This window comes from Nesterenkonia sp. K-15-9-6, from assembly GCF_052656005.1.
Genome location: NZ_JBQYEY010000033.1, coordinates 1 through 22,893, shown reverse-complemented (window position 1 = coordinate 22,893; position 22,893 = coordinate 1). Strand labels below are relative to the sequence as shown.

The following is a 22,893-nucleotide window of genomic DNA, read 5'->3' as shown; positions in this document are numbered from 1 at the left end:
CCCAGTAACCCCCTGCACAGGAGGACCACCAGTCATGCCCGAGATCCCCACCCCCAAGGACCTCGCCGAGGCCGCCGACCAGCTCGGCACCACCTCGACGACCGACGACACCAGCGCGGCCACCGAGGACGACACCTCGGGCCACGGGCCTGCCGCCGAGGAGCAGCAGCAGGAGACCAGCACAGAGCAGTCCAACACCGGCGACGACCCGGAGGCCAGCACCAAGGAGTCCACCGACACGGAGGACACCACGGACGGCCAGGACCCCACCGACTGGAAGTCTCAGGCCCGCAAGCACGAGCAGCGAGCCAAGAGTCACCTGCGCGACCTGCAGGCCGAGCAGCAGAAGACAGCACAGCTCCAGGCCCGCGTCGAGGAGCTCGAACAGGCCGGACTCCGCAACGAAGTCGCCGCCGCCAAGGGCGTGCCGGCGAACCTGCTCAAGGCCCGCACCCGGGAAGAGCTCGAGGAGGAGGCCGACGCCCTCGTCGCCTTCGCCGGCAACCGCCGCACCGGCCCGGTCGTTCCGGAAGCCGGACACGGCAACAACGGGGATCCCATCAGCGATGAAGCTCAGGAGGCCCTCAAGGCCCTCGGCTTCGACTAATAGCCCATCAGCACCGCCCCACCGGCGGGGAAAGTAGGCGATCATGCCGCTGCAGACCAGTCACTTCCAGGAGCACAACCTCCTGGACAAGAAGATCAGCAACAAGATCTGGGACATCGCCGTCGAGAACTCGGTGGTCCCGTCCCTGACGACTCAGGAGCCGGTGATCATCGGCGACAACGTCGTGCCCACCGTCGAGAGCCGCCCCCGGGCCTCGATGATCAACGAGGGCGCACCCAAGCGCGCCTCCGAGCTGCGCTTCGGGTCCCAGAAGCTCTACCGCGGCAAGGCCGTCGTCATGACGGAGATCTCCCTGGAGACCGTCCTCGCCAACCCGGTCGAGACCCTGCGGATCATCCAGAACAGCTTCGGTACCGCTCTGGCCAACCAGATCGACCTCGCGATCATCCACAACCGGGACGCTCTCACCGGCGGCCAGATCTCCCAGGACGCGAACTGCGTGGCCGACACGACCCAGTCCGTCGTCCTCGACGAGGACGTCAACCGAGTGAAGAAGGACATCAACGCCGCCCAGGCGCTGGTGGCCTCCCACTCCATCGCCCCCGACGGGATCGCGCTGGACCCGGCGCTGATCGCCCGCATGGTCGAAGCTGAGAACCAGCTCGGCCAGGAGCTCTACCCAAACCTCAACATCGGCGCCCGCCAGGCCGGCGTCGTCAACGGGCTGCGCTCCGCCGTCGGCGACACGGTCTCCGGCCGCGTCTACGAGGACTCCGACGACACCGGAGTCCGCGGCATCGTCGGCCGTTGGGACGCCGTCCGGTGGGGCAAGACCACCACCATCCCGATGCGCAAGGTCGAGTACGGCGACCCCACCGGCAACGGAGACCTGCAGGCCCGCAACCACGTCGCGTTCATCTCGGAGATCATCTTCGGCTGGCGCGTCCTCGACGTGGACCGCGCCTTCGCCTCCATCACCGCCGCAGCCCCGCCCGAGGGCTGATCCTCCCCGTGAGTGTCCCCGCCCCACTCCCACACGAGTGGGGCGGGGACACTCGCACGCACCAGACACCGGAAGGACCACCGCCATGAAGCAGCTGACCAGCCCCACCGGAGCCACCGTCGTCGTCAACGACAAGCACGCCGAGAAGCTCGAGGCCCAGGGCTACACCCCCAAGAACAAGACCACCAAGGCCGGCGGCGCTCGCGGACGTCGGAAGGCCAAGCAGCCGGAGACGAAACCGGAGACCGAGGAGGCCTCGGAAGCCACCGCGGCCGAGACCACCGAGGACGCCGGGGCGTCTGAGGCTGACGAGAACAGCTGAAGGTGAGGTGATCCCCGGTGGAGACCTGGACAGCGGCCGAGAAGGTAAGAAGCCGGTGGATCGCCGAGGAGCCGCCCGAAGACGACGACCTGCTGAACACGAAGATCGGCCAGGTCGAGCGGCTCATCCGCCGGCACTTCCCCGACATGCAAGCCCGCCTGGAGGCCACTGGCGCCGACGGCGGCCCGGCAGAGCCCGACCTGGCCGAGACGATCGCCGATGTGGTCGCCGATCTGCTCCAGGAGCACTTCGCGAATCCCCTCGGCGTGCGGTCCATGCAGGACACCGAAGGCCCCTGGACGCTGCAGCAGACGATGGCCGGTGACGCCCCAGGCAAGCTGGTTCTCTCGGCCGAACACAAGAAGATGCTCGCCCCGCCGATGACCTCCCGCTCGCGGCTGCGCACCATCAACACCGAACAGGGCTCCTACCTCGCGGCAGCTGCCATGACGGCGTCCGAGACCCCGGACGGGTGGCCGACATGAGGTTCGGCGCGTGGGGCATGCGCCGCCGGAAAGCGAAATACACCGCGGCCGAGGTTCACCGCGGCGGCCTGGACGACCGAGGCCGACCACTGGACCAGGCCGTCCCGGTGCAACTGCCTCGGGTGCTCCCCTGGGACCGAGACTCCTCTGAGGCCCGAGACGGGTCTCCGGTCACTCACGATCGGGCCGCGATCCTCGTCGCCTGGGCCGACGCCCCGGACGGACTCAGCATCTTCCCGGAAGACCAGATCCGGATCGACTCGGGCCGCCTCGTCGGGTGGTGGACCGTGGACGGTCGCCCCACCGAATGGCCCCGAGGCCTCCAGGTCAACATCACCCGCGGCCGCCGTGCCGACTCCCGGAGGTGACCGCCATGGCTCGCGGTGAGATCAGGTTCCGCAGCTACAAGCCAGACCGGCGGGGCCTCGCGAAGCTGCAGAACTCTCCCCGCCTGGGAGCCGCGACGCTCGCCCTGGCCGCCCGGGGCGCGCAGCTGGCCAACCAGGCCGACCCGGAGGGGAACTACACCGCCTCGCCCCGCACCGTGGCCGCCGGATGGCGCCTGGAGCGTCGTGCCGGTGCAGTCATCAGCCAGACCAGCCCGTCGTGGATCGCTGAGCGTGACCGGACGCTCGTCCAGATTTCCCGAGCCCTGAGAAGCCGATGAGGAGACACCGATGACCACCGCCCTCGTGTGGCCCGACACCGTCGAGGCCCTCTTCGAATTGCTGGACGGCACAGAACACGCCGGCCACCCGATAAAGCTCATCGAAGAAGAGCCACCGCCGATCCCGGATCAGACCGAGCTCGGCGCAGATCAGCCCGTCGTGGTGGTCAACCTCGACGACTCCGCAATCGGGGAGATCGACCGGGTCGACAAGTTCCGACTCGAGGTCCACGCGCACGGTCGGGCGCTGGCTCGCACCGTGGCTGAGTCGATCACCGCGCTGGTGTGTGTCGAGGGCGGCTGGGAGACCCCCTCGGCACTGATCGACCTGGCCGAGCACCGCACCGGCCCCGCCGTCGTGCCGCACCCATCCCAGAACGTCCGGAAGGTCGCCGTGACCTTCTGGCTCACCACGCGCCCGCTGTAAGCCCCACCACCGGGGACCCCTGGAAGAACACATCCCGAGCCCACAGGAGGGGCACACCATGTCTACCACCATCTCTGAGATCCGGCAGGACGCCGACCAGCGGGAACTGGTGCGGAAGATCCGCCGGGCGGTCGCGTTCATCGCAGACACCACGGTCGAGCTGCCGGAGCAGATCACCACCGAGGACCACAAGATCATCGACCTGAAAGAAGCAGGCTGGACCCCCTTCGGTCTGGTCTCCCGCGACGGCTACACCTTCAACCGTGAGGTCGAGAAGTCCCAGGTGGACGCCCTCGGCTACATGGACCCGGTCCGCAAGGACGTCGAGAACATCGAGCGGTCCGTGGAGCTGCAACTGCTCCAGTGGGGTCAGCGCAAGATCCACGAGCTCGTCGACGGCGCGGACTACTCCGGCATCCGACCCAAGGCCAACGGCGAGATCGTCTACGACGAGCCCGACATCCCGTTCTTCGCGGACTACCGGATGATCGTCATCGGTGAAGACGGCCGCATCACCAACAACTGGATCATGGGCAACGGCTACGGCCTCGTGCAGCTCGGCTCCGCGGACTCCATCACCTGGAACCAGGAGAGCTCTGTGGCCCAGGCCATCACCCTCGACGTCCTCGTCGACCCCGCACTCGGCTCCCCGAAGCGGAACTACCTCGGCGGCTCCGCCATCGGCCAGTACCACGACGTGCTCGGCTGGGGCGAGCCCGAGACCGCCCCCGAGGGCTGATCAGACGGGGGTCGCCGGCGCCGGAAGTCTGGGCGCGTGGGACGGCGCCGGCGGCCCCTCCATTCCTCCCTCCCCACGTGCCACTGCTCACGATCACTGAGAGGACAGGACTATGCCGAAGTTCGTCAAGAAGGACCAGCCCACCATCACCACCAACCACCCGGCCACCCAGGTCGAACTGCTCGCCTCCGGCTACACCAAGCTCCCGGACGAAACGACAGATCACGACCCCAAGACGGCGGCCACCAGCCCAGACAAGCCCGCGGACGACGCCCCTGCCGCCAAGCCGGTCCAGGAGGGCCCCACAACCTCCGCCGGCCGCGGCGCAAAGAAGCCCAGCAAGTAAGTCCCCCTCCCCCACGCCCACACAGGAAGGCCCAGACACATGACCGACAGCCTCAAGCCGACCATCACCGTCGAGCAGTTCCTCGCCAAGCACGGATCCGAGGAACGCCCCTTCGTGTTCAAGCTCGGCGGCAACCGCGGCAACATCGTCTTCCCCGACTACAACGCCGGCAGCGTCGACGAAGCCCGCCAGACCGAACACCGCATCCAGCGCGCCATCGACCCGATGGACGCGATGAAGGAATGGCTCCCCGCCGAGGACTACGCAAAGCTCGAGAAGCTCGACCTCAACGCCCGCAAGATCGAGTCTCTCTTCGCGATGGCCCACGCCTACGTCAACGGAGAGAAACGGGCGCGCTCGCAGATCACCCGCAACGCCCTCGACGCTGAGTGCCCAGACCCGACCCCGTTCAGCATGATCTCCGGCGACGGCAAGCGCATCATCTTCCCGGACTTCGCCACCCAGAGCGTCGAAGCCGTCCGAGAGTTCTACGAGACCCTCCGCATCCACCAGAACGCGCCGGAGATCATCCTGCGCACCTGGCTGGATGAGAAGTCCTACGAGAACCTCATGGCCCTCGACCTCAACGCCCGCCAGCTGTCCAACCTCTGCAACGACGTCGTCGAGCACTACATGGCAGCCAAGGGCACCCCGGGGGAATCGAACGCCTCCTAGAGCTCCTCGAGAAGTTCCGCCCCGAGATCCGCGCCGACCTGCTCCAGCATTTCGGCGTGGATCTCGGGCTCTGGTGGAGCCAAGGACGATGGCGCCCCCTGCTGGAACTCATCGAGAAGATCCCCCAGGCCTCACTGCTCTGGGAGGCACGACTCAACGACCCCGTCGAGGCCGCCAAGATCCTCGACCAGATCGAACACGACGAAGCAACCAACCCCGGGCGCTCGCAGAAGCCCCGGGTCGCGATCCGTGAACACGACCGCCAGTCGCAGCAGATGGAGAAGCTCACGGCGGCCGTCATGAGCCTCACCAACACGGTCCGGAAGGCGCTGAAGGCCCAACCGATCAAGTACGAGGCCGACCAGCCGGAGACCCTGCTCGAGCAGCTCCGCTGGGAACGCGACGTCGACAGTGCGGCGCCGCTGCTCGCGGCCGCTGGATTCGACCCAGACGAGGCGATGCCTCGGATCTGACCCACAGCCCAATAGCGCATCGGAGGTGCCGACATGGCCGTCGTTGGTGTCGCCGATGTGGAGGTCCGTCCCTCGTTCCGTGGGCTGCAGACCCAGGTGGGCCGGGAGATGCGCGGCGTCGGCCGCACCATGGAGGACCAGTCGGGCCCCGGCCTCGGTGCCCGACTGATGTCCGGGATCGGCCGAGGCCTGCGACGCACCGCGCAGGTCACCGGTGTGGCCGTCGGCGGGATAGTGGCCACCGCCCTCGTGAAGGGCTGGCAGCGTCTGACCGCGATCGAGGACGCCGAGGCCAAGCTGCGCGGCCTCGGACACACGGCCTCAGACATCGAGTCCATCATGGACAACGCCCTCAACGCGGTCCTGGGAACCGCGTTTGGCATGGACGAGGCCGCCACCGTCGCGGCCTCCGCTGTCGCCGCCGGCATCCAGCCGGGCCAGGACCTCGAGGACGTGCTGCGCCTGACCGCCGACGCGGCCACCGTCGCCGGTGTCGGCATGGACGAGATGGGATCGATCTTCAACAAGGTCGCCTCCTCCAACAAGGTCCAGGGCGACGTGATCGCTCAGCTCCACGACCGCGGCATCCCCATCATCCAGATGCTCGCCAAGGAGCTCGGCACCTCCGTCGAGGAGACCTACCGTCTGGCCTCCGCCGGCGAGATCGGCTTCGACACCTTCCGCGCAGCCATGGAAGACGGCCTCGGCGGCGCCGCCCAGTCCGCCGGCGACACCACCACTGGCGCATTCGCGAACATGATGGCCGCCCTCTCCCGGTTCGGAGCCCAGCTGCTCACCGGCGTCTACCCGCTGGCCAAGCACGTCTTCGGCGGCATCACCAGCTTCCTCGACGACCTCACCCTCGGGATCGAACCACTGGTCACGGGACTCTCCGAGCGCCTCGTCGACGGGCTAAAGGCCTTCGCCGGCGCCTGGTCCGGCACCACCTCCGACGTCGAGGCAACCGGGTTCGTCGGATTCATGCAGCGCTTCGGCGACACCGCCCGCGACGTCTTCGACTCCGTCGTCGGGTGGATCACCCGGTTCCGCGACGGCTGGAAAGAATCGGCCGACGACGTCGAGCGGTCCGGCATCGCCGGGTTCTTCGAACGCTTCGCGCTCGCCGCTGGGGATGCCGGTTCGATGGCGTCGACCACGGGCGGAATCGTGGAGTCCCTGTCGAGCATCTTCGCCGGCGTCGCGCAGGTGCTTCCTGGGCTGATCGACTCGGGCCTGCGGATCCTCAGTGACGTCCTGGGCTGGGTCGCGGACAACATGCACATCATCGCCCCGCTGCTGCCGATCGTCGCCGGCGGGTTCCTGGCCTGGCGGGCGGCTTCCTTCGGGCTCACCGTGGCGATGACGCGCCTGCAGGCCGCTCAGGTGGCCATGGCGCCGGTCATGCTGACTTCCAACCTGGCTCGGCTGGCCGCCGTGCGAGCAGAGCAGCGTCTGGCCCTGGCCACCGGGACGACCACCGCGGCGACGACGACTCAGACGGGCGCCATGCGCGGCAAGGCTGCGGCCACTGCAGTGGCCACGGGTGCACAGCGCGGCCTCAACGCGGCGATGCGCGCCAACCCGATCGGGGCGATCATCACCGCGATCACGCTGCTGATCGGTGCGCTGGTCTGGTTCTTCACCCAGACGGAGCTGGGGCAGGCGATCTGGCAGAACGTCTGGAACGGAATCAAGACAGCGACCGCTGCTGTCGTCGACTGGTTCCAGACCCATGTCGTCCCGGTGCTGGAACGTGTCTGGAACGCGATCGCCACGGGCGCGATGTGGCTCTACGAGAACGCGATCCGCCCAGCCTGGGACGGCATCATGCTCGCCGTCCGGGTCGCCTCCGCGTGGATCCGGGACAAGGTCGTGCCCATCCTGCTCACCGCCTGGAACGCGGTCGCTTCCGGGATCAGCTGGCTCTACGAGAACGTCGCGAAGCCGCTCTTCCGCGCCTTCTCAGCTGCCTTCAACACGGCCGCCTCGGTGATCCAGTGGATCTGGAATGGGGTGCTGAAGCCCACGTTCACCCTCGTCGGCGACATCATCGTCTGGCTGTGGAACAACATGGCCAAGCCGCACTTCCAGCGGATCCAGGACGGGTGGAACCTGCTCAAGGACGCCCTGGTCTACGCCTGGCACGTCCACATCCGGCCGATGATCCACTCCTTCGGCGCCTGGATCAAGGACCTGTGGCAGAACCAGATCCAGCCTCGCCTGCAACGCATCCAGGACCGGTGGAACCTGCTCAAGGACGCCCTGGTCTACGCGTGGAAGGTCCACATTCAGCCGATGCTGCAGACCTTCGGACGGTGGGTGAAGCGGCTCTACAACGAGTACGTGAGGCCCGCTCTGAACTGGATCTCGGACCGGTGGGACTGGCTGTCGGGGAAGATCTCTGACTTCTGGGAGAACACGATCAAGCCGGTTCTCAACGCCTTCGGTGACTTCATCAAAGAAGACGTGCCCGACATGGTCGAGACCGGAGTCGAGATGATCGACAAGGCCTGGCGGAAGGTCGCGAACTTCTTCCGGGACCCCATCAACGGCGTGATCAACTTCGTCTGGAATGACGGCATCAAGGCTGCCTTCGACGCGGTCGCCAAAGCGGTGAACTCCGATGCCCGGCTGGCTGAGATTCCGGAGATCCCAGAGTTCGCCCGGGGCGGCCACCACCGCGGCGGCTGGGCGGTCGTCGGCGAGGAGGGCCCTGAGCTCGCCTACTTCGGCTCCGATGCCCGGATCCTGACTGCCTCCCAGACCCGCAACGCCTTCGTCGACGCCTACTCGTCTCGCGGAGAGGACGTCCCGGAGGACGCCGAGCGGTCGCTGCTGGGCGGCTCTCCGGCTCAGTCGCTGCTGCCGGCGGGCAACTGGTTCACCGATGCGGCCTCCGGAGCTTGGGACTGGGTCTCCGACACGGTCTCAGGAGCCATCTCCTGGGTGCGAGGCGGACTCGCCAAAGCCGCCGAGACGCTGCTGAAGCCAGTCAAGGACACCGTCGTCGGCATCGTCGAGAACTTCGGGTCTATGGGCAAGCTCGCCGGCGGTCTCGCGGACTGGGGATTCGACCAGCTGATGGACTGGATTCGCGGCGAAGACACCGTCGACGAGGACAGCGCCGACTACACCCAGTACACGGGCGACCTCGGATCGTTCTTCCGGCCATCCGCTGGTCCGATCACCAGCCGCTACGGCCCCAGGTGGGGCTCCCACCACGCGGGAATCGACATCGCTGGCGGCGGCAGGGTCTATGCGCCCTGGAACGGCCGAGTCGTCCGTACCGGCTCCAACATCGGACCGGGCAGGACGGGTCAGGGCATCTTGCTCTCACACGGGAACAACGTGTGGACCTACACCGGCCACCACCCCTACGGTGCGATCCGTGTCCGCGCCGGCGACCGAGTCTCCGCCGGTGACTGGATCGGCGCCCAGGGCGCCACCGGCAACGTCACCGGGGTGCACACGCACTTCGAACTCCACCGCGGCCGCCCCTGGGCAGACGTCAACCCCGGGTTCCTCTTCGACAAGGGCGGAGTGGTCCAGCCCGGCACGACGATGATCCACAACCAGCTCCGGCAGCCGGAGGCACTGCTCAACCCGGGCCAGTGGCGCGACATGCACTCCATCGCCCAGGCCGTGGCCGACTCCGGTGTCGGTGAAGGGATCAACCTGACCCAGATCAACAACGACTCCCGAAGCCGTTACGCGGACGCCCAGGATCTCCGGTTCGCCATGCGGCAGGAGATGCGGAAGTCCAGAAAGGTGGGGGTCTGATGCTGGTCCGATTCCAAGACATCGAGGTCGGGCAGGTCGGAGGGCCACGCAACGTGGTCATCGAGAACTTCGAACCCTCGTACCCGGAGATCCGGTCCTCTGACGCAGCCCGGGAGTCCCGTGATGGCGTGCTGCCGGGCCGAGACTACTTCGGGGCTCGCACCCTCGGCTTCGACCTGGTCTCGAACCGCCACACGATGGCGGCCGCCCGAGAGTCGATCGCGGAGTTCCTCACCGCCTGGCGCGACACGAAGGTCCGTCTGGTGGCCGGAGCCATGGTCCCTCTCGAGTATCGGGCCGTCGATGACCCCCGTTGGCGGCGGGTCATCGGCCGACCTCGTCGAGCCGACGAGCCAACCTTCGACTTCCAGATGCGCCAGGGCGTCGGCAGGTTCACCGTCGAGTTCGACGTCCTGCAGCCGCAGGTCTACGCCGGCGGCGAGGAAGGCCTGAACCGGGTGAGGTTCAACCAGGTCGCGGACTTCACCCCGGGCGGCTGGCGGTGGCCCCGTGATCCCGGATGGCCGGTCCTCGGCCAGACGGTCACCGGGACCCGGGAGGGCTCCATCACCGTCACAGGCACCGAGACCACTCCCGCGATCGTGACCTTCCACGGCCCGGGCCGCCGGTTCTCGTTGGACGGGAACCGCGGGTGGCACGTCGGACTCGACCCGGAGGTCACCCTGGCCGCTGACGAGGCCATCACGATCGACCCTCTGGCCGGCACCGTCACGGACAACTTCGGTCGCAGCCGCTTCGGAGCACTCGACCGGCGGTCCGGGCTCTACGACGTCCAGTTGCAGCCGGGGTCGGAGAACGTGTTCTTCTCCGCCGACGACGTCACCCTCGAGGCGCACGCCGTCCTGTCATGGCGGTCCGCCTACTCAACCATGGTCTGAACAGGAGAATCATCGTGGTAGCCAACGATTCCACCCTCTGGGCGGTCAACGGGCCGGTCGAGACCGACGCCCGCCAACCTCGACACTTCGCGCACTCCGCCCTCGGCGGCCAGACCGGCATCATCGGGCCGCTCTCCTGCGAGGTGCTCGCCCAGCCCACGCCGAACAACACGGTCCGTATCCTGCCGGGTGGCTTCTGCATCGAGGCCAACCACGGCGGCGGTCCTCTGGGCTACCCGGAGGCCCCGCGGCAGATGTATGTGCACGACCTTATGCAGACCATCTCGCAGGAGATCGACCCCACTGACTCCTCCGGCGGGCGCATCGACGTTGTCGGCATCGTCATCGACGACCCCCAGTTCGAGGGGACGACCGAGCTGATCGACTGGGAGACGCACCGGTTCTGGCGTCCCCACGTCGCCAAGGGAGTGTCTTCGATCGCGAACCGCCCCCAGCACTTCCCAGAGGTCGGTCGCCCCTTCCTGCCCCTGGCCCGTGTCACGATCCCCGCGTCCACGGCGACGATCACCCAGGACATGATCACCGACATCAGGTTCCTGGCCGTGGAGCGGACGAAGTTCGACACCATCGTGCAGCGCCCCGACGAGTCTCGGACCCTGACGACCTCCAACGCCTCGGACTACGTCAGCCTCGACCAGATCCGCAGCATCATCATTCCCCAGTGGGCCACCCACGTGAAGCTCGACGGCGAGATCATCGGCTGCGCCGCCACCGGATCGGGTGACGTCAACGGCCGTGTCCGCTTCGTCTTCTCCCCCGGCACGGGGAACAAGTACACCGGCAGCGTCCCCTTCAACGAGTCCAACGCCTGGTCACGGTTCACACTGCCGGCCTTCGGCACCATCCCTCTCGACGACAACGAACGCGGCCGCCGATCATTCTTCCGCTTCCAGGTCCAGCGCACCACCGGATCCGGCGGTCTGAGCATCGCCTCCCACCTCACTGCCTACAAGATCCGCGTGACCTTCGTCGAAGACCCCATCACCAGCTGAGGAGCACCCCATGAAGTGGATCGCGTTCGCTCTGCCCAGCCTGGAACAGCTCCACCCGGATGTGCCCCTCCGTGATGTCCACGTCACTCAGGGCATCAACGAGCCCGACGCCCTGACCGCAGTCCTGGACAGCGCCCGGGCCTTCGAGAGCATCTACCTGGAGCAGTCAGGACGAACCCGTCCCCTGCTCCAGAAGTACGGGACACTCATCGCCTCCCCGGGGACCACCACCAGCGGTGCCGGGGCACGGGCATTCATCATCGACGACGTCCCGCCCGACGCCACCGACCAACAGACCCTCAAGGTCTCCGGCGTCGGCATCGGCGCCATCCCCGAGGGAACCCCGTGGCTGGCCTCCCGATTCGACGGCATCGAAGTCGACCCCCTCGACATCGTCCGACTCATCTGGGACCACCTCACCGAACACCCCGACGACCTGACCGTCACAGTCGACTCGACGCGCTCGCCGGTCAGGGTCGGTGAGGAGGAACGCGAGGTCAACTTCACCACCAGCGATGGCCAGGACGTGACCTTTGACGCCGGGCCCCGCCGCCTGAACTGGTGGAGCACCGACGACCTGATGCGCACCCTCGACGACCTGGCAACAGAGACACCGTTCGAGTGGTCCGAGCGGATCACCCTCTCCCCGACCGCCGACACGCCCCCGGCGTTCCACATCCAGCTCGGGTACCCGATGATCACCCCACGCGTGATGCGAGACCTGCACTTCGAGATCGGCGTCAACGTCTTCGAACCAGAACCACCCGTCGAAGACGAGTACTTCAGCCACGTCTTCGTCCTGGGACGCGGCGACGGGTCCGCCAAGAAGCGCGGATCCGGCAGCCGTCCGGCCACCGGCCGACTCCGCCGCGTCAAAGTGATCACCGACCAGTCGATCACCACCAACCGGCAAGCCAACGAAGTCGCGAAAGAGGAAGTGGCTCGCGCCGAACGCGACGCCCACTTCATCGAGACCTGCCGGATCCACGAACACCCGGCCGCCCCGATCGGCAGCTTCCGCAAGGGAGACGTCATCCACATCAAGGGCCACACCGCATGGGGCCCACACCAGCAGTGGTGCCGCATCGTCCGCACCGAACACCGCCTCGAGGACAACACCATCGCCCTCACCCTTGCCCGCTGGCGCGACAACTGAACCAGGAGGACCCCAGTGCCCCAGTCGTCTATGGAACTCATTGCCGCACGCCTCGCCGCACTCGAGCGCCAGCAGCGCGCCCTCGCCGCCCAGCCCCGCCTCGCCGACGCGTCCCTGGACGACACCAGCCTGCCGATCCGCGACCGCAGCGGCAGCATCACCGGCACCATCGGCAAGCAGCCCGACGGCTCCTTCGGCACCATCGTCCGCAACAGCCCACCCCAGGGAACCCCCACCGCAGCCCACCTCTCAGCCGGCGAGATGGGAGCCGTCGAGAGCACCTGGGACGGCAACGTCACCGAAGGCCAGGTCTACGAGGTCCACGGACACATCGAAGTCCACACAGCGCTCGCCGATGGTGACGTGGCCCCGACCCCGGAGGACGCGCACCTGGCGTCGACCATTCGAGACCGGGAGGGTGGGACGACGACGATCGTGTGCTCGCGTCCCGGCACGTGGTGGGTGTGGCTGCGCATGGTCGGTGCTGATCGGGTCACCAAGGGCGAGTTCTCCGAGCCCTCGCAGATCGAGATCACCGAGCTGGTGGACACAGGCGCGATCGAGGAGCGGCTGGACGAGGCTGAGCAGCGGATCGCGGATGCCCGGAGCGACTTCGAGCAGGGCCAGGCTCAGTTGGAAGACAACCTGGAGCATCTGAACGAGGTTCGGCTGCCGGGCCTGGAGAGCGACCTGAACTCGGCCATCGCCGCGGTGCAGTCTGATCTCGATGCGTTCCAGCAGGAGTGGGACGAGAACTGGGACCCCGCCGCGTTCGATGAGCTTCGCGACCGCGCAGACAACCTTGAGCAGAACATCCAGGACGGGCTGACCAACGCGGACGCGCAGATCCGATCCCTGGCCATCACGGACCCGCACAACCTGAACAGGGATCCCAGCTTCGAGTCGCTCTACCAGGCCGGCGATCCGGCCCCCGATCGGCCCCTCTGGTACTCGGCGACGCCCGACGCCTGGCACCACGCCACGACATCTTGGGGAGATCCTCACAAGCAGTTCGTCCGCTTCGACCCTGAGAGGCTCGACGCCAGCGGGAACTACCAGATCTGGCTCGGCGGGCACCTCTTCGCGAATCGGTGGATGCGCTGCACCCCTGGCGAAGAGCTCCGGATCCGTTGGCAGGTCCTGAGATATGCGGGCTGGTCAGCGGATGACGGCTACTACTTCCGGATGCGCTTCCAGGACGACGCTCAATCCGGGGTGGCGTGGTCTGACCCGGTGCACTGGGGCGCGGTCGGCAACCAGGAATGGGCAGAGACCGTGGTGACGGTCCCCGATGGTGCGGCCATCATGTCTTTCCAGTGGTACCGACTGGACGCCGTCGCGGCCTCTCGGGGCTTCGGGAACGTGCACGTGACCAGGATGGCCAACGGTGAACTCATCGTGGACGGGTCGGTGCTGGCTCGCCACATCGACACCTACAGCCTCTCGGCGCACGTCGGATTCATCGACGCCATGGAGACCAACCTCTTGCAGGCGAGGCTCTTGCAGGCCGATGAGGCCCTGATCGACGGTGTGCTGCTGAAGGACAAGACGATCAGCGCACAACACCTGCGGATCGGCCACACCGGCAACTTGTTGGGCAATGCGGACTTCTCCGGCGAGGACGGCCCTGCTGGATGGTCAACGGGTCTGGGCAACCGCACAGTCGTGGAGGGTGGAGGTAAGGGCGGTGGACCTGCCCTCCGGATCGCGGCAGGAACATCACAGCGGGGCTCGTACCTGGGGGCGGCAGATCCGGCGTGGCTGACCCCGGTGACAGGCGGAACCACCTACCGCGTCCGAGCCTGGGTGCGCTCCGGGACGCCGATCAGTGCCGGAAATGCCCGCATCTACGTCCGCCAGTATGGGACGCGCACCACGAGCCAGCTGGTGACGAACCTCGTCGTGAGCAACGCGGAGACCATCCCGGCGGACACCTGGGGGTTGTTGGATGCTCAGATCACGCTGCGAGAGGACGCGAACTTCCTGGCGTTCGGGATGTTCGTCCAGGGGGCCCACTCGGCCGCCGTGGACTGGTCGGTGCCGCAGCTCGTCGAAGCGGTCGACGCGACCCTCGTCGTCGATGGCAGCCTCAAGGCCCGGCACGCGGACGTCGAGGAGTTCTTCTCGAACCAGGCCGTGATCAACAAGATCTGGTCCGACGTCGTCCGCGCCCGGATGCTGGAAGCCGACGAGGCGTTCATCGGTGGGGCCGTGATCATGGATGACGCGATCGACGTCTCCAAGATCAACGTCACGGAGTCTCTGGCGGCGGCTCTCGGTGAGTTCTTGCACCTGGTGACGGGCAGCATCGAGATGAACGAGTTCATCGCTAACTCCGGTCTGGTCGGCAGGTTGGAAGCACTCGGCATCACGCTCTCTGATGAGGGAGCCGGCCGTCGGTTTGAGGTCTCCGGCCAGGGGTGGCGTCTCGAGGACACCACGACGGGGAACACGCTGTCGCAGATGGGCCTCCACGGTGATGATCTGCTGAGCATGCATGACTCGGAGACGGGCGAGCCGACGGTGTCGATGACTGGCGCTGGCGGGGTCTCGGCGGTGCAGCTTCACTCCGGTGAGGACATGACGATCGCGGGCAAGTCGTTGGTCGGTCGGGCGATGGACACAGCTCCGTGGCATGCTGCCCAGTCGGTGCTGGAGACCGTCGGGCAGGGTGCGCCTCGCGTGTTCATCCGGCAGGTGGCGGGTCTCTCGCACAGCAACTCGCGGGCGATCGCTCACCTGGAGGCGAAGATCATCCCGGGCCGGTCATATCGGATCTCGGTTCCGGACTTCCAGATGTCGGACCGCCAGCACTACTTCATGACGGCCTACTACACGACGTCGTCGGATCCGTCCGTGCGGCCGTCGACACCGACGAACTCGAGTGCGCAGCTGGGCACCACGACCGGCCGTGTCCCGCCCTCGGGCCTCGGCTGGCCGTCCACGACGCTCTCGTTCGAGAAGGTCTATGGCCCGCGGACGGCCCAGTGGATCCGGATCCTGTTCGTCGTCGGGAACTACGAGGGCACCGGGATCACATTCGGCTCAACCAACACCATCGCTCACAACCCTCGGTTCCTGATTCAGGATCTCGGTCCACGTGTGGGGGACGGCGGTGTTCTGACCTGGCGGGACCCGAGCTCAGCGCTGGCGACGGCCGAGCCGTCGGACCTGGTCTCCCAGCCGTACCCGATCCTGCGGACCGCTACCTACACGTGGGATCCGAACACCGGGGACGCGACGCGGCAAGGCATCGACGTGGAGCCGAGGTTCGGGTACTGGCCGGACGGGACGTTCTATCTCACCCTCGTCCAGTTCGGAGCCTGGGACCAGGGCGGCCAGTTCAACAGCGTCGACGTCCAGTCCACCGTCGCCCGCTGGGCCACGAGCGCGGGCCAGGTGCTGCAGTCAGGGCTCACGACGATCACGGGCACACCGCCGACGAGCTTCCACGCCCCGACGGAGAACCACCGTCTTCCGGACCTGACCCGTGTCGGCGCCGGCAGCACCCGACGTCTCCCGACAGAGAAGGAAGAAGAAGCCGACCAGGCCGCCCAGGTCCGTGCCTCGGTGCTCATCGGCTGGTCCGGATGGACCGGCGCACACCTGAACAACGCTGCCGCCGGCGTCCTGCACCGCAATCAGACCTACGCGATGCTCTCGACGTCCACGTCCACCCAAGACTGAGAAGTGAGGCCACACGATGGAGGGAATTCCACAGATGACTGACGAGGAGCTCGACGCCCTCGCACAGAAGCTGCAGGCCGAGACGGAGCGTCGCCGCGCCCTCCGGGACGCCCCAGCTCAGGTCGACAGCCTGGTCCAGAAGTACCAGGCCGCCCTGGGTCGGGCTGGTGGAGCCGCCTGGCAGCAGCCGTCCTCCGCCCTGGACGCCTACCCCCTCGGTGCGGTCGTCACCCACGGTGACATCACCTGGGAGTCCCTCATGGCCTGCAACGTCTGGGAACCCGGCGTCTCCGGGTGGCGCGAGGTCACCGAAGACGGCGAGCCCGCACCATGGCGGCAACCCACGGGCGCCCACGACGCCTACCACGCCGGCGACGAGGTCACCCACGACGGCCAGACCTGGACCAGCGACATAGACAACAACGTCTGGGAACCCGGAGAACACGGGTGGTCCCCCATCACCCCCGAAGATCAGAACGACCCGGACGAGAGCGACGACACCGCCGAGCCCGAGCACCCCGAACCCGAGCAGCCGCCCCAGTGGCAGCAGCCCTCCGGAGCCCACGACGCCTACCAGACCGGCGACCGAGTCACCTACGAAGACCAGATCTGGGAATCCACCCAGGACGACAACATCTGGTCCCCCACCGACCACCCCGACGGCTGGCAACTCATCGCGGACGGAGACGACCGATGAACGAAGACATCATCGCCAGCACCCGCACCAACTCCATCGTGCGGCTCTGGCACTTCATCAAAGAGCCCCGCAACATCACCATCACCTTCTGGATCTTCTACGCCGCCCTCACCATCGGCGGCACATGGACCCTCATCCATCCCCCACAGTCCATCTCCACCTACTTCGGAGACACCGTCGCCACCATCGCCGTCATCACCTGGCCCACCCTCTGGGCCACCGGCGGCGCAATCGGGCTCCTCGTCACCCTCCAAGGCTGGTGGTGGGCCGAACGCATCGCCCTCGTCCTCATCGCCGGCGGCGCATTCATCTACTACGGCTCCATTATCGAAGCCGCGCTCGCAGGAGGTGGCAGCAGATCCGCCATGCTCACCGCCGTCTCGGCCCTGTTCTTCCTCGTCGTCGTGCGGTTCATGCTCATCTCCCGCGCTGACTTCAACCCCGAGAAGGCCTGACCACCGCCACTGACACAAGAGGGGAGGCCTCGGGTGGAGGTCATGGAAATCATCACCGCACTCGGCGGCGGAACGTTCATCATCGCCGCCATCACCATGCTCGGCCAGGGCATCCGCAAAGCCTGGACCGGCCAATTCCGCAGAGAACGCGAAGCCGTCCGCGACATGCGACAGCGCCGCGACGAAGTCCTCGACCGACTCAAGGCCGCAGAGACCCGACGAGAAGAGGCAGAAGAACTCGCACGCACTGAACGGATCCGCGCCGACCGCCGCGTCCGCATCCTCTCCGAGTACGCCTCCGAACTCCGCCGCTTCTGCATCAACCACGGCACCCCCATCGGCGACCTACCCCCCTGGCCCAAGACTGACCGATAGCCCAACCCACCACCCCAGCCCCGGCACTCGCCGGGGCTTTCTCATGCCACGAGGAGGCACCGATGGGAGACACCGAAGAGATCGAGATCCCTGACATCACCAATGAGGACGAGCCCTGTGCGGATGGGCCGCCCGCAGACGAGCAGGAGGTCGCCCAGTGACTACGTTCAGCTCACCTGTCCCAGCCCGCTCCCGGCTCACCTCGCCGTTCGGCACCCGGTGGGGAACCTTGCACGCTGGCACCGACTATGGGCCTCCCACTCCTGGCCGGAAGGTGTCCGTGTACGCGGCTTCCGACGGTGTCGTCTCCCGCACGGGCCGCGGCGACGGCGCCCCCGACGCAGCGGTGGTGCCCTGGCACTCCGGTCACGGCGTGTGGATCGACCATGGCACTATCGGCGGCGATCGGATGCGGACCTACTACGGCCACCTCGACAAGATCATTGTCCGGGTCGGGCAGCGAGTCCGTGCCGGTGAGCAGATCGGTGTCATGGGCGGGTCCGGCGCGAGGACCATGTCTGACTTCGCGGTGCACCTGCACTTCGGTGTCGCTCAGAACCACGATCGCCCGGTCGCCGCAGCGCGGTCGCTGGGTGCGCCTGGGTGGATCGACGCGGACCGGTGGTTGCGCTCGAAGGGTGTCCGGGTCGGCCAGGACTCTCCGGTCACTCCGGCCGCCTCTTCGGGGGCGTCGTCCAGTGGGGGTTCCAGTGGCAAGCACGTGCACCCGAACTCCACGCTGACGGCCCGCCTGGACAAGGCTGGCTACAGGCGCCGGAAGTACATCGCCGACCGCGTGAAGACCTATCAGGGCGCCCAGCTCTTCGGGGGCCTCGTGGCTGACGGCCACTGGGGCCGTGTGACCGACGCGCACTTCGAGTGGGTGAAGCGGCTGCAGGGCGCCATGAATGGCTGGAAGGGCACGAAGCTCCAGGTCGACGGCGACCACCGCCGCCTGACCCAGGACCGCGTGACGGAGCTGCAGCGCCGCAACCGTGGAGGCGCCTACAAGGGGATCATCGACGGCGTTCCCGGTCCCATCTTCTGCGGGATGCTCGGCATCCCCACACACCCCAGCGTCTGAAAGGAACCATCATGCCTGAGATCAAAGAGACCCCCGACCGGGGCATCAAGTCAGACACCGCCCGCCAGATCATCTACATCGTCGGCTCAGCGGCGCTCAAGGTCGCCGCGGTCCTCGGTTTCATTGCCGAGGACCAGGCAGAGGTGATCCTGTCCGCCGCGGTGGCGCTGGCCGCCTCGTTCGGCTTCGACCTCGCCACCGCGAACAAACCGAAGCGGCTGCCAGACTGCCCACACAAGTAGTCCAGCTGCCCAAGCACGTAGCGGCCCGCCTCCCTCCGGAGGCGGGCCGCTTTTCGTGTGATCGGACTGGGATGGCGAGCAACCATCGAGACCATAGTTCCCTCCAACCCGGAAACGATCCCAGCCCGGACTGTGCTAGCTTGTTTACACTACGCGGACGTCAGTGAGGGAGGTGCCTGTGCCCCAGCCAGCACAACCTCAAGGCGTGAGGTCTAGCAGGAACCTCAGGCTCGATCCCGACGGAGGGACAAACGTCTGGGTCCAACACGAGAGCTTCGCCATGGAGTGGAAGTTGCTTGAGCAGGGGAAGTTCGACTCAGAAATGACCTTCCTCGAACAGCTTGACGCCATGGCCCAACTCACTGAGCGAATGGAGTTGGCAGCCGATGGGAAGTGCAAATTCCCCAGTAGGTGGCTGAGGCGGCGGGACGTTGACGCGGACGAGATCTCCCGTCACGGTAATTACCTACTTGAGTTGCGCCATGTCCCCGAATCGGTGAACCGCACTCCCTTTGGGAAGGTCCAACGCGTGGTGCGCGTTTACTATTATGAGCCGAAGTTGTTGGACGAGGTGCTTGCTGCGCTTGCCCTCGGGTCGAAACCAGACGGCCCCGACACAGGGATGGAGCAGAACAAGTCTATCGATCTAGCGAACAGCAGAGCGTGGGACTGGGACGTAAACGAAACCTTGAGGAAGCAAGGGTGTTCACGATGACAACTCACCAACTGACACGCGGCCAAGCCCTGCGTGCTCGGCAACAGCTTGATGCCTTCAGCCGGCGGGACGTCACCCCGGGGCTTATTGCCCGCGTCAACGTCCGTAACCAGAGTGAGCTGCTGGAGGAACTCCGAGACGCGCGAGAAGCGTCCAATCTCTCTGAGTCGGACCTTGCTGAGCGGCTGGGGGTGGACCCTGAGATCGTGTTCCAGATAGAAAGCGGTGAGTACGAGCTTACGTTGACGGAACTTCGACAGGTCGCCTTGGGCCTCGAGGTGATGATCGACTTCGACGTAGTTCGGCCCTCCCAGGTGGCATTCGCCAACGGGGTCGAGAAGTACATGGTTCGGGTGCTCGAGCGGCTCGACTCGAAAACCCCGTCGTGGATCGACTCGCGCCACTCGGAAGACAGAGAGAACTTCTCCGATGCAGTCCTTGCCGCCCTCCGGAGGAGCCTGGCACATGATCCAGAGTGAAGTGCGTCTTCAGCGAGCTGAAGTTTCGAGCTTCCCGAGCTTTGACGAGGACGAACCACACGGCGCACAGATGCGAATCGACGTGGTCCCAGTGCGGCAGGACGAGAGCACTGAGGATTCTGCTGTCCTCGTGCTGGCTCACCTCGTATTGAACTATCCCGATGCGTTCGCCCAAGTTGCAGCCTCACTGTTCGTAGCACATGACGGAGACCTCGATAACGAGGATGAGCTACTCTTGTGGGTCCAGGAGAAGGGCGCCACAAAGCTCTATGAGGCCATGACTACGCACGTCCGGGCTCAGGCACCGTACTTCCGCGTCGAGTTCGATATTCCCGCCGATACTCCCCGCCCCGAGATGACACTGCGAGAACCTCTAGCAATAGATGAGGACGACCAGTAAGCCAGTCCCGGATCTGCGCGAGGACATATGTGCCGGATGAACTTCATCTGCACGAGTAAGCCCGCCGAGGCTGGCCAGCGTGAGGCGATACCGTACTGGCCAGGCCCTGAGCCCGAACGACGTGCACATTGATGAGGCGGGATCAGTCGACGTGTCACCGGTGACGCGCCCGCGGACGCGCTGTGACGTGGCAACTTCGCCTCACCAGGAGTTCTGGATCTCCTCGATCTGGCGTTCGAGGTCCTCGGCTTCCGGGGATCCCGGCTCTGCCTGGTCCCACTCGTCCCAGAGGCGCTGCTCTTCCTTGATGAGCTCGAGCTGGTCGTAGGTCATGGGCTCGCCGGCGGGCCAGCCTGGGGCGTACTCGGCGATCTCCTCGACCGGGACGAGGTCCTCGGCGGCAGCCTCCTGAGTGTCTTCCGCAGGCTCCTCGGTGTTCTCGGTCCGCCATTCCTCGGGGACGCTTTCCATGAACTCACGTTCGTAGCGGTCCTCGCACTCGGTGATGGTCTCGTCATCCTCGCAGCCGAGGAACTCTCGCGTGAGCGGGTTGTCGTTGTCGACCTCGTCTGGCAGCTCGTCGTCCATCATCTGGCGGAACGTGCCACCGAGGGCGGCGACGGCTGAGTAGAGGACGAGGTCTTCGAACCACTCGGGGAACTCGTCGTCGGGGAGGTGGCCGTACTCGTCATCGAGCTCGGTGTAGACCTCTTCGATGTCGACCTCCGCGGCCGCAGTCTCTTCCCCGGTGGCCTGGCCGTCCATGTTGAAGAGGATGGTGGCGGCTTCATTCTCGCGCTCGATCAGCTCGTCGGGCCGATCGGCCTCGTCCGGCTGCTCGTCCTCAGGCTCGTCGTCGGCTGCCGGTTCTGGTTCGGCGGCCTCGGTGGTGGTCTCTGGTGCTTCGGGTTCGGCGTCGTCATTGGCGCCGCAGGAGCTCAGCAGCAGCGCGAGGGCTGCCAGAGCGGCAATGTACTTGGAGGCGGGATTCAAGGGAACGGTCCTCTCGGTGCGAACGGGAGAGCACTCCGGTGCGAGTGCAGTTTCAGACTATGGCGTGTCAGCGGTAACGGAAAGCACTGATCAAGCGACTTCGGCGGGCATCAGCTCCCGTCTGGTCGGTGGCGGCGGATGCCCGTGGGGCGGCCGAGCTGGTCGCGGCGTCCCACCAACTACGCTCGGCCGCAGCGTCGAAGCTCCGAACGCGGCCCGCCGCATGGCCCCGTCGGGGACAGCAGCGTATCGCTGCGTCGTGGTCGCGGAGGCGTGGCCGAGCAGCTCCTGCACAGCACGGATGTCCCGGGTCTCCGCGTAGGCACGGCTGGCGAAGCGGTGTCGCAGCGTGTGCCCAGTCCAGGAGTCCCCCAGCACCTCCGACAGCAGCTCGGAGACACGCTTCGGGGAAAGGTGACCATCGATCCGCCCCGGAAAGGCGTAACCGCCGTGCTCGTGACAGTAGCGCTTCAGCACCAGTGCCAGGTCCTGGGCCAGCGGGATGACCCGGTCCTTCTGCCCCTTCCCGTGGGCGATCAGAGACCACCCGTCGACGTCAACGAAGACGTCGGACTCGTGGATCCTCGCGATCTCGCACGCCCGCATTCCGGCAAACGCGGCGCACATGATCATGATCCGCTCGCGTTCGCCGGCGTGGTTGAGGGCGTCCTGGACGACGCCGTCGGGCGCGGGGCGCGGTCGGACGGTCTTGGCGCGGGATGAGGGCAGTCCGGCGGCGGGATCGGTGTCGCAGCGCCCTGTGGCGCGGGCCCATGCGTAGAAGGATCGGAAGGCTGCACGGTGGCCGCGGAGGGTGTCGGAGTCCCAGTTCTGCGTGGCGATCCAGCGGACGAGTGTCTCGTTGTCGAGTTCCCAGGGTGTGAGGTGTGGGAATGCTCGGCCGAGGCGGCGGACCTGTGAGCCCCTCAGCTTCACGGTCGACTCGGCGCGTCCGGCGACTTTGAGCCATGACTGCCACTCGGTGATTGCGTTGTTCCAGGCGAGAGTGATGTGCTTCATTGGGCGATTTTGCCCGGCAGCCGCGATGGGAATAACGACTGAGTCTCGAAGATTACGAAGTGCAACCATGTCCAGGTCTGTCCTGGTCAGGCGGCGGCCGCGAGGCGCCGCTGCCGCCAAAGCGACAAATCTGCAGGTTCCGGGTTCGAGTCCCGGGGGGCCCACTCTGACGAGTGCAGGTCGTCGCCTCCGC

Annotated in this window: 26 protein-coding genes; 24 read left to right on the top strand and 2 right to left on the bottom strand. The window is 66.6% G+C overall.

Annotated features, from left to right (window positions below):
- The first annotated feature begins 34 nt into the window (after nt 1–34).
- The 24 genes from SD455_RS15215 (at nt 35) to SD455_RS15100 (ending at nt 20,687) form a co-directional block, all read left to right on the top strand.
- Entirely contained in the window at nt 35–607 is a 573-nt protein-coding gene (locus tag SD455_RS15215) for a hypothetical protein (protein WP_445508608.1), read from the top strand.
- Nucleotides 608–650: 43 nt separating this feature from the next.
- The gene (locus SD455_RS15210) at nt 651–1,571 is read left to right on the top strand and encodes a phage major capsid family protein (protein WP_445508607.1); all 921 of its coding nucleotides are present in this window, start codon (nt 651–653) and stop codon (nt 1,569–1,571) included.
- A gap of 85 nt (nt 1,572–1,656) precedes the next feature.
- Nucleotides 1,657–1,893 carry a hypothetical protein gene (locus SD455_RS15205; RefSeq protein ID WP_445508606.1) on the top strand — a complete coding sequence of 79 codons (237 nt, stop codon included), beginning with the start codon at nt 1,657–1,659 and terminating at the stop codon, nt 1,891–1,893.
- 17 nt (nt 1,894–1,910) lie between these two features.
- Nucleotides 1,911–2,378, top strand: coding sequence for a hypothetical protein (locus SD455_RS15200; protein WP_445508605.1), 468 nt, complete (start codon nt 1,911–1,913; stop codon nt 2,376–2,378).
- Nucleotides 2,379–2,395: 17 nt separating this feature from the next.
- Nucleotides 2,396–2,746: a hypothetical protein gene (locus SD455_RS15195; protein WP_445508604.1), complete on the top strand. Its 351-nt coding sequence runs from the start codon at nt 2,396–2,398 to the stop codon at nt 2,744–2,746.
- 5 nt (nt 2,747–2,751) lie between these two features.
- Nucleotides 2,752–3,045: a hypothetical protein gene (locus tag SD455_RS15190; protein WP_445508603.1), complete on the top strand. Its 294-nt coding sequence runs from the start codon at nt 2,752–2,754 to the stop codon at nt 3,043–3,045.
- 10 nt (nt 3,046–3,055) lie between these two features.
- The gene (locus SD455_RS15185; RefSeq protein ID WP_445508602.1) at nt 3,056–3,472 is read left to right on the top strand and encodes a hypothetical protein; all 417 of its coding nucleotides are present in this window, start codon (nt 3,056–3,058) and stop codon (nt 3,470–3,472) included.
- A 58-nt stretch (nt 3,473–3,530) separates the two neighbouring features.
- A complete protein-coding gene (locus SD455_RS15180; protein WP_445508601.1) occupies nt 3,531–4,211 on the top strand; it encodes a hypothetical protein in 681 nt (226 codons plus the stop codon).
- A 112-nt stretch (nt 4,212–4,323) separates the two neighbouring features.
- On the top strand, nt 4,324–4,557 hold the full coding sequence (locus tag SD455_RS15175) for a hypothetical protein (RefSeq protein ID WP_445508600.1): 234 nt from the start codon (nt 4,324–4,326) through the stop codon (nt 4,555–4,557).
- A gap of 39 nt (nt 4,558–4,596) precedes the next feature.
- Nucleotides 4,597–5,232: a hypothetical protein gene (locus SD455_RS15170; RefSeq protein WP_445508599.1), complete on the top strand. Its 636-nt coding sequence runs from the start codon at nt 4,597–4,599 to the stop codon at nt 5,230–5,232.
- 56 nt (nt 5,233–5,288) lie between these two features.
- Nucleotides 5,289–5,705 carry a hypothetical protein gene (locus SD455_RS15165; RefSeq protein ID WP_311024822.1) on the top strand — a complete coding sequence of 139 codons (417 nt, stop codon included), beginning with the start codon at nt 5,289–5,291 and terminating at the stop codon, nt 5,703–5,705.
- A 33-nt stretch (nt 5,706–5,738) separates the two neighbouring features.
- The gene (locus tag SD455_RS15160; protein ID WP_445508598.1) at nt 5,739–9,485 is read left to right on the top strand and encodes a tape measure protein; all 3,747 of its coding nucleotides are present in this window, start codon (nt 5,739–5,741) and stop codon (nt 9,483–9,485) included.
- The gene (locus tag SD455_RS15155; RefSeq protein WP_445508597.1) at nt 9,485–10,384 is read left to right on the top strand and encodes a hypothetical protein; all 900 of its coding nucleotides are present in this window, start codon (nt 9,485–9,487) and stop codon (nt 10,382–10,384) included. The genes SD455_RS15160 and SD455_RS15155 overlap by 1 nt, the downstream gene beginning before the upstream one ends.
- A 14-nt stretch (nt 10,385–10,398) precedes the next feature.
- Entirely contained in the window at nt 10,399–11,397 is a 999-nt protein-coding gene (locus SD455_RS15150; RefSeq protein WP_311024825.1) for a hypothetical protein, read from the top strand.
- Nucleotides 11,398–11,407: 10 nt separating this feature from the next.
- The gene (locus SD455_RS15145) at nt 11,408–12,553 is read left to right on the top strand and encodes a hypothetical protein (protein WP_445508596.1); all 1,146 of its coding nucleotides are present in this window, start codon (nt 11,408–11,410) and stop codon (nt 12,551–12,553) included.
- 15 nt (nt 12,554–12,568) lie between these two features.
- Nucleotides 12,569–16,240 (top strand): hypothetical protein, encoded by a 3,672-nt coding sequence (locus SD455_RS15140; RefSeq protein WP_445508595.1) that lies wholly within the window; start codon nt 12,569–12,571, stop codon nt 16,238–16,240.
- Between the two features lie 34 nt (nt 16,241–16,274).
- Complete coding sequence (locus SD455_RS15135) at nt 16,275–16,937, top strand: hypothetical protein (RefSeq protein WP_445508594.1); 663 nt, start codon at nt 16,275–16,277, stop codon at nt 16,935–16,937.
- Nucleotides 16,934–17,392 (top strand): hypothetical protein, encoded by a 459-nt coding sequence (locus SD455_RS15130; protein WP_445508593.1) that lies wholly within the window; start codon nt 16,934–16,936, stop codon nt 17,390–17,392. The genes SD455_RS15135 and SD455_RS15130 overlap by 4 nt, the downstream gene beginning before the upstream one ends.
- Nucleotides 17,393–17,434: 42 nt before the next feature.
- Nucleotides 17,435–17,767, top strand: a complete 333-nt coding sequence (locus tag SD455_RS15125) for a hypothetical protein (protein ID WP_311024830.1) — start codon at nt 17,435–17,437, stop codon at nt 17,765–17,767.
- Between the two features lie 157 nt (nt 17,768–17,924).
- On the top strand, nt 17,925–18,851 hold the full coding sequence (locus tag SD455_RS15120) for a M23 family metallopeptidase (RefSeq protein WP_445508592.1): 927 nt from the start codon (nt 17,925–17,927) through the stop codon (nt 18,849–18,851).
- Nucleotides 18,852–18,862: 11 nt separating this feature from the next.
- Complete coding sequence (locus SD455_RS15115) at nt 18,863–19,093, top strand: hypothetical protein (protein ID WP_445508591.1); 231 nt, start codon at nt 18,863–18,865, stop codon at nt 19,091–19,093.
- A 178-nt stretch (nt 19,094–19,271) separates the two neighbouring features.
- The gene (locus tag SD455_RS15110; protein WP_445508590.1) at nt 19,272–19,808 is read left to right on the top strand and encodes a hypothetical protein; all 537 of its coding nucleotides are present in this window, start codon (nt 19,272–19,274) and stop codon (nt 19,806–19,808) included.
- Nucleotides 19,805–20,287, top strand: a complete 483-nt coding sequence (locus tag SD455_RS15105; protein WP_445508632.1) for a helix-turn-helix domain-containing protein — start codon at nt 19,805–19,807, stop codon at nt 20,285–20,287. Before SD455_RS15110 ends, SD455_RS15105 begins: the two co-directional genes overlap by 4 nt.
- A complete protein-coding gene (locus SD455_RS15100) occupies nt 20,274–20,687 on the top strand; it encodes a hypothetical protein (protein ID WP_445508589.1) in 414 nt (137 codons plus the stop codon). Before SD455_RS15105 ends, SD455_RS15100 begins: the two co-directional genes overlap by 14 nt.
- A 201-nt stretch (nt 20,688–20,888) precedes the next feature.
- On the opposite strand, the gene SD455_RS15095 is transcribed toward SD455_RS15100, so the two are convergent.
- Both SD455_RS15095 and SD455_RS15090 read right to left on the bottom strand, forming a co-directional pair.
- Nucleotides 20,889–21,680, bottom strand: coding sequence for a hypothetical protein (locus SD455_RS15095; RefSeq protein WP_445508588.1), 792 nt, complete (start codon nt 21,678–21,680; stop codon nt 20,889–20,891).
- A 90-nt stretch (nt 21,681–21,770) separates the two neighbouring features.
- On the bottom strand, nt 21,771–22,700 hold the full coding sequence (locus SD455_RS15090; protein WP_445508587.1) for a tyrosine-type recombinase/integrase: 930 nt from the start codon (nt 22,698–22,700) through the stop codon (nt 21,771–21,773).
- Nucleotides 22,701–22,893: the final 193 nt, after the last annotated feature.

Excerpts from the sequence above, each read along its gene's own strand:
- SD455_RS15100 (WP_445508589.1), top strand. The coding sequence starts at position 20,274 with ATGATCCAGAGTGAAGTGCGTCTTCAGCGAGCTGAAGTTTCGAGCTTC.
- SD455_RS15175 (WP_445508600.1), top strand. The coding sequence starts at position 4,324 with ATGCCGAAGTTCGTCAAGAAGGACCAGCCCACCATCACCACCAACCAC.
- SD455_RS15115 (WP_445508591.1), top strand. The coding sequence starts at position 18,863 with ATGCCTGAGATCAAAGAGACCCCCGACCGGGGCATCAAGTCAGACACC.
- SD455_RS15195 (WP_445508604.1), top strand. The coding sequence starts at position 2,396 with ATGCGCCGCCGGAAAGCGAAATACACCGCGGCCGAGGTTCACCGCGGC.
- SD455_RS15185 (WP_445508602.1), top strand. The coding sequence starts at position 3,056 with ATGACCACCGCCCTCGTGTGGCCCGACACCGTCGAGGCCCTCTTCGAA.
- SD455_RS15125 (WP_311024830.1), top strand. The coding sequence starts at position 17,435 with ATGGAAATCATCACCGCACTCGGCGGCGGAACGTTCATCATCGCCGCC.
- SD455_RS15090 (WP_445508587.1), bottom strand. The coding sequence starts at position 22,700 with ATGAAGCACATCACTCTCGCCTGGAACAACGCAATCACCGAGTGGCAG.
- SD455_RS15105 (WP_445508632.1), top strand. The coding sequence starts at position 19,805 with ATGACAACTCACCAACTGACACGCGGCCAAGCCCTGCGTGCTCGGCAA.
- SD455_RS15205 (WP_445508606.1), top strand. The coding sequence starts at position 1,657 with ATGAAGCAGCTGACCAGCCCCACCGGAGCCACCGTCGTCGTCAACGAC.
- SD455_RS15215 (WP_445508608.1), top strand. The coding sequence starts at position 35 with ATGCCCGAGATCCCCACCCCCAAGGACCTCGCCGAGGCCGCCGACCAG.
- SD455_RS15160 (WP_445508598.1), top strand. The coding sequence starts at position 5,739 with ATGGCCGTCGTTGGTGTCGCCGATGTGGAGGTCCGTCCCTCGTTCCGT.
- SD455_RS15155 (WP_445508597.1), top strand. The coding sequence starts at position 9,485 with ATGCTGGTCCGATTCCAAGACATCGAGGTCGGGCAGGTCGGAGGGCCA.
- SD455_RS15135 (WP_445508594.1), top strand. The coding sequence starts at position 16,275 with ATGACTGACGAGGAGCTCGACGCCCTCGCACAGAAGCTGCAGGCCGAG.
- SD455_RS15210 (WP_445508607.1), top strand. The coding sequence starts at position 651 with ATGCCGCTGCAGACCAGTCACTTCCAGGAGCACAACCTCCTGGACAAG.
- SD455_RS15145 (WP_445508596.1), top strand. The coding sequence starts at position 11,408 with ATGAAGTGGATCGCGTTCGCTCTGCCCAGCCTGGAACAGCTCCACCCG.
- SD455_RS15190 (WP_445508603.1), top strand. The coding sequence starts at position 2,752 with ATGGCTCGCGGTGAGATCAGGTTCCGCAGCTACAAGCCAGACCGGCGG.
- SD455_RS15130 (WP_445508593.1), top strand. The coding sequence starts at position 16,934 with ATGAACGAAGACATCATCGCCAGCACCCGCACCAACTCCATCGTGCGG.
- SD455_RS15170 (WP_445508599.1), top strand. The coding sequence starts at position 4,597 with ATGACCGACAGCCTCAAGCCGACCATCACCGTCGAGCAGTTCCTCGCC.
- SD455_RS15180 (WP_445508601.1), top strand. The coding sequence starts at position 3,531 with ATGTCTACCACCATCTCTGAGATCCGGCAGGACGCCGACCAGCGGGAA.